Source organism: Rhizobacter sp. P2_D12 (assembly GCF_056404395.1).
The window spans coordinates 1-9,023 of sequence record NZ_JBFUEB010000168.1 but is presented as its reverse complement, the minus strand read 5'-3'; the positions used below and the strand labels follow the sequence as shown (position 1 = coordinate 9,023).

The following is a 9,023-nucleotide window of genomic DNA, read 5'->3' as shown; positions in this document are numbered from 1 at the left end:
GCCACCGCCACCGCCGACGCCGCCGGTGCGGCCGCCGAGACCGGCGCCGGCGCGCGCGAACCGGACCACCAGGCTGCCCCGGCGACGGCCACCGCCACCAGCCCGGCCAGCGCATACACGCCGCTGCGCGACGGCTTCACCGCATGCGGATCCGGCATCAGCTCGGCCGGCCGCGTCGACGGCGTCACCACCGTCGAGGCGCCCAGATCCGGGGGCACCGCCAGCTTGCCGCGCGTCGCCCCGCCCAGGCCGGTCGCATGGCCCAGCCCCCCCGGCAGCAGCGCACGCAGCGCCGCCATGTCCTGCGGCCGGCCGTCCGGCTTCACCGCCAGACCGGCATCGATCGCCGCCAGGAACTCGTGCGAGTAGCGCCCTGCCCCGGCCTGCACCGCCGGCTGCAGGTCGTCGGTGACGAGCCGGCTCACCGACGCCAGCGGAGCGCGCCCGGTGATCGACGCATACAGCACCGCGCACAGCGCATACACGTCGGTCCACGGACCCTGGCGCATCGCCTTCGACTCGGCGTACTGCTCCACCGGCGCATAGCCGGCCTTCAGGATCACCGTCAGCGCCTGCGTCGCATCGCCGATCACGCGCCGCGCCGCGCCGAAATCCAGCAGCACCGGCCGCATGCCGGGCGCGCCGCCGAACTGCGTGCTCTGCTGCTTCAGCAGCAGGATGTTGTCGGGCGCGATGTCGCGGTGGTAGCAGCGCTGGTGGTGCATCAGCTCCAGCGCATCGATCAGCGGGTGCACCACCGACAGCAGCCAGGCCTCGTCCGGCCGGCCGTGCTCGATCAGCCACTGCTTCAGCGTCGGGCCCTCGTAGAACGGCATCACCATGTAGGCCGTGCCCTGCTGCTCCCAGAAGCGGTACACCTTGACCAGCGACGGATGGTCGAAGGCGGCCAGCAGCTGCGCCTCGTTGACGAAGCTGCGCAGCCCGAGCTCGAAGGTCTCGCGGTGCCGCGCCGAGCGCACCGACACCTCGCACTGCGCGCCGCGCGTGGCCAGCGTCGCCGGCATGTATTCCTTCAGCGCGACCACGCGGCCCAGTTGCGTGTCGCGCGCCAGGTAGACGATGCCGAACCCGCCCTCGCCGACCAGGCCCTCGATCACGTACTCCTGCAGCCGGAAGCCGTTCGGCAGCGAGTTGCCGCCGTCGCTCGGTGCGCTGGTCGGGTTGACCACCGTGCGGTCATCGCTCACCAGCGGCCCTCCAGCAGTTCGAAGAAGCAATCTGCCGGCGGCAACCCCGGCGCCACCGACAGGCTGTCGTCCGGTGCCGACGCATGGTCGGGCCACCACAGGCTGTGGCCGGTGTAGCGGCGCATCGCCTCGGCCACCACCAGCCCGTCGATCCATTGCGGCAGGCTGGCGGCGCCCGCATAGGTGTAGCGCAGCCGCCCCGGCATCGCGGTGGCCGCCGGCTCGACGCTGTGCCGCTCGCCGCGCCACGACGGCGCGCGCGCCAGCGCCGATTCGAAATCCTCCACCGTCGCGCCGCCCGACAAGGTGCCCAGCACCGCCGCGCTCAGGTGCCGGTACCAGGTGTCCAGCGCCTGGATGCCGTCCAGCGTCTCCGGCAGGTCGTGCGCGGTCTGCGCCACCAGCAGCGGGAAGTAGCGGCCCACCTTGTCGACGCTGGGCATCAGCACGCCCACCCACCACTCGCTGTCGATCACGCCCGGCGCCCATGCGAAGCGCCAGATCGGCCCGGTGAGGTACACGTCGAGGAACTGCGCGCCCAGCCGCACCCGGCTCGCGTCCATGCCCTGCGACAACCACGCATCGCAGGCATCGACGAAGGGCTGCGGCAGACGCCGGCTCGCAAAATCCCCCAGCATCGCGAGCTTGCCGAACCAGCCCGGCGCCTGCGTGCCGGTGCCTTCGAGGAAGGCGTCGATGCTGAAGGTGCTGCTCACAGCTTGCCCGGGCAGGAGAACTCTTGCAGCTCGGGCAGCCGGAACGGGTTGCGCACGCTGCTCGCTGTGACCAGGAACACCGCCTTGCGGTTGTCGATGTTGAAGGTCGCCTTGAAGCGTTCCGGCGCGCCGGCCGCTTCGACCTGCTGCTTGTCGAACAGCCGGAACAAGGCCCACGGCCCTTCCCGGGTGTCGCCCGACAGGCCGCTGGCCGACACCGGCGTCAGCGCCACCCGCACCTGCGTGCTGCCGCGCGGCCCCGGCCACTGGATCGACGACGGAATCTGCGGCCCGTGCGCGTACTTCACCAGCTGGCCGTCGACGTCGAGCGAGAACTGCGTGATCGTCGCGTCCATCTCGACCGGCTTGAAGTCCAGCCGCAGCCCGGGCACGTTGCCGCCGGCGCGGAAGAAGGTGTCGCGGATCACCGCCGCATGCTGGAACTGCAGCAGCGTCGAGCTGTCGGCGCCCATCGACGCGCCGTCGATCTTCTTGAAACTCCACGGCCGCGTCGAGGTGTCGACGAAGTTGACCAGGTTCTTCTGGAAGAACGCGTCGAACAGCCCGCCGGGCGCGAACACGCGGGCGAAGTCTTCCTGCGTCACGTCGCGGCTGCTGGCGCGCGCGAACGGGTAGCGGCCGCTGATGGCCTGGCGGCAGAACTCGCCGATCTCGGCATTGATCGAGTTGCCGATGTTGCTGCGCGTGATGTCGAGCGCCGCCTTGGTGCCGCTGACCGACAAGGTGTTCAGCAGCGAGCGGATCGGCTCGGGCAGCCGCGCCGCCTCGGCCTTCACCTTGTTCGGCACGTCCGACGGCGGCGGCACGTTGCCGCCCTTCACCGCGGTGTCGGCCGCCGTCAGCAGCGTGTACACCTCGTTGATCAGCGCCACCGTCGATTCGATCGGCGCCGCCTTGCCGTCGGCCGCCATCACCTGCTGGCGCAGCCCGACGAAGCGGTCGTCGACGATGCTCTCGATGCGCTGGCCCGGGCCGAGCGGCGTGGCCGGCGCCTGGTTGCCCAGCAGGCGCAGCAGCTCCTCGCGCGAGCGCTGGATCGCATCGCGCGCCTTGGTCTCGACCTTGGACGCCACGTCCTTGCTGTCGGCCAGCGTGGTCTCGCGCGACATCGCCTTCAGCAACGGCACCAGCGGGTTGTCCGGCGCCGACAGCACGCGCGACATCTGCACCGCCTGCGACAGGTTGGCGGTGGGCAGCATCTTGACGTCGGCGATGAACTCCTCCCACACCGTCACGTAGTCGGTCAGGTACAGGCGGCGCACCTCGTCGGCCAGTTGCTGCTGCACCTCGATCGAACGCAGCGCGTTCAGCCGGCTGCTGTCGTTGACGCCCAGCACCCAGCTCTCTTCGTCGGCCAGCTGTCGCGCGACGCGTTCGACCTCGCGCTGGAAGCCCTTGTGGTAGCCGTCGTAGGTGAACAGCCCCGGCACGCCCTTGGTGAGCGGCTGGCCGCTGGCGCGCATGAAGACCAGCCCGGCACCGGCGCCGGCCGCCTTGGCGACGGTGAACTCGGGGATGTCGGCACCCACGCCCTGGCGCTTCAGGCGCCGGTACACGCGCTGGGTCAGCGGCGTCGCGATCAGGCGGGCACGCGTCTGCGCCACCAGCTGCTTGTCTTCGGGCAGCGGCGACACCGCCTGGCCCTCGGCCAGCAGCGCGTCGAGGTGCGATTCGAGCTCGGCGCGCTGCTCGGTGGTCACCGAGCGCGGCAGGTTGGTCTCCCAGTCGGCCATCACGTACAGCTTGAGGGCGGCCGAGTCGAAGCGCTCCGGGTCGTACAGCATCACGTAGGCCTTCAGCGCCTCGTACTGCAGCTCGGGGTTGTCGAGCCCGGTCTTCAGCCGGTCCTCGATGCCCAGCGCAATGCGCGGCAGCACCGCGTCGGTCAGCATGCGCCGGTAGGCCTGCTGCGACGCGCCGTCGAGCTTGCGGCCCTGGTACAGCCCGAAGCCGTAGCTGAACGGCACCGAGTCGCCGATGCCGGCCCGCGCCAGGTCGCGCGTGGCCTGCAGCGCCGGCAGCAGCACCAGGATGTCGGCCGACGCGCGGTTCGGCGTCGCCTGCACCAGCTTGCGCACCTCTTCGACGGTGGCGTCGACCTTGGCGATGTAGCGCTGGTTGTTCAGGTAGCTCACGCCCCAGGCCAGCAGCACGCCCAGCGTGATGGCGCCGATCGCCGCGTAGGCGGCGGCGATCATCCACGAGCGGCGGCGCTCCCATTTGAGGTCGGTGCCGGCCAGCGCGGCCTCGCCGAACACCACCTCCTTCAGCAACCGCGACAGGAAGAAGCTCTTGCCGCTGGACTGCAGCGGCGGCAGCACGGTGCGTTCGAGCCGGTAGGTGCGCGCGATGCGGCCCAGCATGCGGTCGATCGGCGTGCCCTCTTGCGTGCCGCTGATGAAGTACACGCCGCGCAGCAGCGGGTGGGCCTCGAACTGCGACGGCGAGAACACCTGCTCGATCCAGTCCTTCAGCAGGCCGCGCAAGGCCTCGAACTGCTGCGGGAAGCCGTAGATGCGGGCGCGCCGCTGCGGGTCGCGCTCCAGTTGCAGCCGGTCGATCAGGCCGTCGGTCAGGCGCTTCTCGAGCGCGTCGAACTCGGCCGGGAACACCGACAGGTCGGTGTGCTGCTGCTTGTCGAGCTTGAAGGTCATGCCCCACGGCGTGGCGCGCGTGTCCTTGTCGACCTCGCCCAGCGTCTCCATGAAGCCGGCCAGCAGGTCGCACTTGGTGACCAGCAGGTAGATCGGGAAGCGCATGCCCAGGTGCTCGTGCAGCTCCTGCAGGCGCAGGCGCACGGTGGCGGCATGCTGGGCGCGCTCGTTCGCGCTGTGCGTCAGCAGGTCGGTCACCGAGACGGTGACCAGCACGCCGTTCAGCGGCTGGCGCGGCCGGCTGCGCTTGAGCAGGCCGAGGAAGCCCTCCCAGGCCCGGCTGTCGGTGCTCTTGTGGCTGTCCTGCGTGGTGTAGCGGCCGGCGGTGTCGATCAGCACCGCCTGGTCGGTGAACCACCAGTCGCAGTTGCGCGTGCCGCCGACGCCCTTCACCGAATGCTCGCCCATCGCGGCGGCGAGCGGGAAATTGAGCCCCGAGTTGACCAGCGCCGTGGTCTTGCCCGAGCCCGGCGCCCCGATGATCACGTACCACGGCAGCTCGTACAGGTAGCGCTTGCCCAGGCGCGACGACAACCCGCCCCAGGCGCCGGCGAAGCCCGTCTTGCCGGTGTCGAACTTCGCGTTGCGCAGCGTCTGCAGCGCCTTCTGGAAGCGCTCGTTCAGCGTCTTCAGTTCGGCGTTCGCCGGGTCGTCGGTGGCAGCACCGGGCACCGGCGTCAACAGCTGGTCGACCACCTTCGCATTGGTCTTGCGCGCGCGCCAGTACTGCCACAGCTTGCGCAGCACCACCAGGCCGACGATGACGGCGATGCAGACCAGCCGCGCGGTGGCGGTTTCCAGCGGCCGCCAGTTGCCGATCGCGACCAGCGGCCCGACGATCCAGATGACGATGGACAGCGCCAGCAGCCCGAGGATCAGCAGGAACCAGGGGTTGAGCAGGAATCCCAGCAGCTTCTTCATGATCCGGTTCCGGGAGCCGAGGCCGCGGGCGTCGCGCCGCGCGGGATGAACAAGGTGATCTCGACGCGCCGGTTCAGCGCGCGGTTGGCAGGCGTGTCGTTGGCGGCCACCGGTTCGCCGTCGGCGCGGCCCTCGGCCTTCAAGCGGTCGGCGGCGACTCCGTAGCCGGACAGGATGTCGCGCACCGTCTTGGCCCGCTCCTCGGACAGGTGCCAGTTGGACGGGAACTGCGCGGTGCGGATGCGCACGTTGTCGGTGTGGCCGGTGACGAGCACCGAGCCCGGCACCTGGGCCAGCGCCTCGGCGATGCGCTTCATCAGCGCCTCGCGCTCGGCGCTCAGCGCCGCGCTGGCCGGCGCGAACAGCCCGTCGCCGCGGATGATGATGACGCTGCGGTCGACCTCGTCGCGCACCGTCACCAGCTCGGCCTTGATGTCGTTGACGAGGAACTGCGCCAGCCGCGGCCGGGGCGCCGGCAGCTTGACCGGCGGCGTCGGCGGGATCAGCCGCAGCTCCTGGATGCGGCCGTAGACCGGGTCGGAATCGCCGCTCAGGCGCCACGACAGCCCGAGGTAGATCGCGACGATCAGCAGCGTGACCACCGCGCCGGCCACCCACAACGGCAGCCAGGTCAGCACCGAACGCCGCGTCGCGGCCTCGCCGCGCCAGTTCTGCGCCAAGGCCGGCGCGTAGTCGCCGCGCTCCTTCTTGATGATCTGCGCCAACCGCTCGCGCACCGCCTCGAGCTGGGCGCGCCCGCCGTCGACGACGCGGTAGCGGCCTTCGAAGCCCAGGCACAGCGCGGCGTAGATCAGCTCCAGCAGGTCGCGGTTGCCGGACGGGTTCTCGGCCAGCTTGGCCATCAGCTGGAACACCTTCTCGCCGCCGCCGGTCTCGTTGTGGAACATCGCCAGCAGGCTGTGCCGGCCCCACTGGCCGGAGGCGCCCCAGGGCATGGTGGCGGCCACCTCGTCGAGCAGCGTGCACAGGATGTAGCGCGCCGCCAGCACGCGCTCGGGCGCGATGCCGCGGGCGCGCGCCTGGGCCTCGAACTCGCGCAGGCCCTGGGCGATCGATTCGCGCAGCGCGGCCGGGTCGGCGAGCTGGGTCGACGCGCGGATCTGCGGCACCAGCGCCAGCAGCGGGTTGGCCAGCGCGACCAGCGGGTTCAGGCCGCTGTCACCGGGGCCGATGTCGGCGGCGACGTCGGCGCCGGCATGCTGCGGTGCCGCCTGCGGCCGCGACGGCATCGCCGTCGTGCGCCCGCCCGGCGTCGGCATGATGAAGGTGCGGCCGGTGTCGACTTCGGCAAACGGGTCGTCGGGGGAAGAGGGGCTCATCGCGCTTTACCACGTTCAACTGCGGATGGCCCAGAACTCCAGCTCCAGGCCAGGGAAATCGCCCGCGATGTGCACCGCCAGGCTGCCGTTGCTCTCGATCGACTTCCACAGCTCGCCGGCGCGGTCGAGCTCGAAATAGAAGAAGCCGGCATGGAAGGGCAGCTGGCGCGGCGCCACCGGCAGCGAGCGCAGGCCGATGCCGGGCAACTGCAGGTTGACCAGGTCGCGGATCTTGTCGACCGGGCCGATCTTGGTCTGGGCCGGGAAGCGCTGGCGCAGCTGTTCGCCCGGCACCTGCGCATTGACGGCCAGCACGAAGCTGCCGGTGCGCACCAGCTCCAGGTCGTTGACCACCGCGGTGCGCACGCCGTACTTGCGGTCGACCAGCTCGATCTGCAGCGCGTTCTGCTCGAGCACCGCGGTCAGCATGCGGCGCAGCTCGGAGAAGATCGGCGTGAAGCAGGCGTTCAGGTCGTCGTGCCGGTACGGCGGGAACTCGGGCGGCCGGCGCGTGCTGCTGGCCAGCGTGGCCAGGTCGCCGGCCAGGCGCAGGCAGTCGCGGTGCAGCTCCTTCGGGTGGGCGTTGGGCAGCGCGGCGTGCTGGCTGAAGATCGGCTCGTTGCGGTTCAGCGTCTGCAGCATCAAAAAGTCGGCCAGTTCCGACACGCCATGGCTGAGCTGCCCCATGCGGCCGGCCAGCGCCTGCGCGCGTTGCAGGATCAGGCCGTGCAGCAACGAGGCGCTGGCCGACAGCTGCGCCGTCGCCTCGATCGCCACCTGCGGCGCGATGTAGCTGCGCTCCAGCGTCACCTGGCCATCGCTGCGGCGTTCGGCCACCAGCGCCACGCCGAGCAGCGCATAGGCCTCGGTGGCCTCCTTCGCGCGCACGAAGCGCAGGCGCAGCCGGCCGGTCTGGATGGTGGCCGGCTCGTCGCTCGCGTCGGTGTTGTCGCGCACGTTCTCTTCGGCGGCCTCGAAGCGGCACAGCTCGTCGGTGCCGCTGAAATCGACCTCGTTCAGGCCCTGGCGCTGCATCGGCAGGGCCAGGTAGATCAGCTCGCCCTTCACGTCGGCCGGCACCGCCATCGGCGGCGGCAGCGGGTCGAGCAGCGGCATCGCGAACGGCGTGCCGTCGGGCAGCAGCCCGCTCGCGCGCGTCAGCCCCAGCTTGCCGAGCGCGAGCAGGCCTTCGTCGATCTCCAGCTCGGTGAAGCCCCAGGCGAACGGCGTGACGCAGCGCGTGCGTGCATCGACCAGGCGCTCGAGGTAGCGGGTTTCCTGCTGGAAATGGTGGGGCTGCAGGAACATCCCCGAGGACCACACGACCTTGGCACGCCAGCTCATCGCTTGTCCATCCGGTGTCAGGGCGAGGTGCGCTGGGCCTGCACCGCAATGTCGTCCAGGCTGATCGTGACCTCGTTGGTGCGGTTGATGGCCACCGGGATCACGGCCCGCCAGCGGGCGCGCTCGAGCTCACGGAAGGCGACCATCACGCCGATGAATTTCGTGTCGGGCGACAGCTTCTTGTCGAGCGTGCGCTTCTCGCCCGGGCGCATCACGAATTCTTCGCGGGCCACCAAGTCGGGGCCCAGCGCCTGGGCCTCGCGCTCGAACAGCGACACGAAGTCGGCCGATTCGAACTGCGCGCTGGCCTTCAGCTCGAACACCCGCACGACGACCGGCGAGGCGCGCTTGCGGGCATCGGGGTTCAGCTGCGCGCCGGCCGACATCTCGCCCTTCAGCTTGGCCGGGCCGGCGAACGGGTTGATCTTCTCGACGGTGCTGCAGCCGGCGAGCGCGCCGGCGAACACCAGCGCGGCGGAGAGGAGCAGATGACGCATGGAACGGATGGTCATGGGGGAACAAGAGGGTTGGGGCCGCAACGCAGCATCCGGCCACGTTCGCGGTCTGGCGTGGGCAGGATAGCGGTCGACCCCGCGCGGCAGGCGTGACTAAGGTAATGAGAACGGTGGCGGCGGTTGACGAAGGTCAGTTGGAGGCACCCCGGCCGCGGCCTAGGCTCGCGCCCATGCTGCGCCTGAACACCCTCCTGCTGCCGGCCGCGCTCGCATTGGCGGGCTGCGCCTCGCAGGCGCCCTCGCCGTCCGCGCCGGGCGGGGCCTCGGCCACCACCGGCGGCGCCCCGGTGGCGCTGGCCAATGC

The 9,023-nt window shown here is 70.8% G+C and carries 6 protein-coding genes; all 6 read right to left on the bottom strand.

The genetic code is table 11. The features are described from left to right. Window positions 1–1,208, bottom strand: a 1,208-nt coding sequence (locus AC1DYN_RS30330; RefSeq protein ID WP_477966135.1) for a serine/threonine-protein kinase, incomplete at its 3' end; no start/stop codon positions are given. Beyond that, entirely contained in the window at window positions 1,205–1,924 is a 720-nt protein-coding gene (gene tagF / locus AC1DYN_RS30325; protein WP_477966133.1) for a type VI secretion system-associated protein TagF, read from the bottom strand. The genes tagF and AC1DYN_RS30330, both read right to left, overlap by 4 nt. Then, the gene (gene tssM, locus AC1DYN_RS30320; RefSeq protein ID WP_477966131.1) at window positions 1,921–5,520 is read right to left on the bottom strand and encodes a type VI secretion system membrane subunit TssM; all 3,600 of its coding nucleotides are present in this window, start codon (window positions 5,518–5,520) and stop codon (window positions 1,921–1,923) included. The genes tagF and tssM overlap by 4 nt, the downstream gene beginning before the upstream one ends. Then, window positions 5,517–6,860, bottom strand: coding sequence for a DotU family type VI secretion system protein (locus AC1DYN_RS30315; RefSeq protein WP_477966129.1), 1,344 nt, complete (start codon window positions 6,858–6,860; stop codon window positions 5,517–5,519). The genes tssM and AC1DYN_RS30315 overlap by 4 nt, the downstream gene beginning before the upstream one ends. A 15-nt stretch (window positions 6,861–6,875) precedes the next feature. Further along, a complete protein-coding gene (gene tssK, locus AC1DYN_RS30310) occupies window positions 6,876–8,204 on the bottom strand; it encodes a type VI secretion system baseplate subunit TssK (protein ID WP_477966127.1) in 1,329 nt (442 codons plus the stop codon). Window positions 8,205–8,221: 17 nt separating this feature from the next. Next, window positions 8,222–8,716 carry a type VI secretion system lipoprotein TssJ gene (tssJ, locus tag AC1DYN_RS30305; RefSeq protein ID WP_477966125.1) on the bottom strand — a complete coding sequence of 165 codons (495 nt, stop codon included), beginning with the start codon at window positions 8,714–8,716 and terminating at the stop codon, window positions 8,222–8,224. Window positions 8,717–9,023 lie beyond the last annotated feature (307 nt).

What these genes read in the sequence shown, in the direction of transcription:
- AC1DYN_RS30315 (WP_477966129.1), bottom strand. Translation starts at nt 6,860, where the DNA reads ATGAGCCCCTCTTCCCCCGACGACCCGTTTGCCGAAGTCGACACCGGC.
- tssM (WP_477966131.1), bottom strand. Translation starts at nt 5,520, where the DNA reads ATGAAGAAGCTGCTGGGATTCCTGCTCAACCCCTGGTTCCTGCTGATC.
- tssK (WP_477966127.1), bottom strand. Translation starts at nt 8,204, where the DNA reads ATGAGCTGGCGTGCCAAGGTCGTGTGGTCCTCGGGGATGTTCCTGCAG.
- tssJ (WP_477966125.1), bottom strand. Translation starts at nt 8,716, where the DNA reads ATGACCATCCGTTCCATGCGTCATCTGCTCCTCTCCGCCGCGCTGGTG.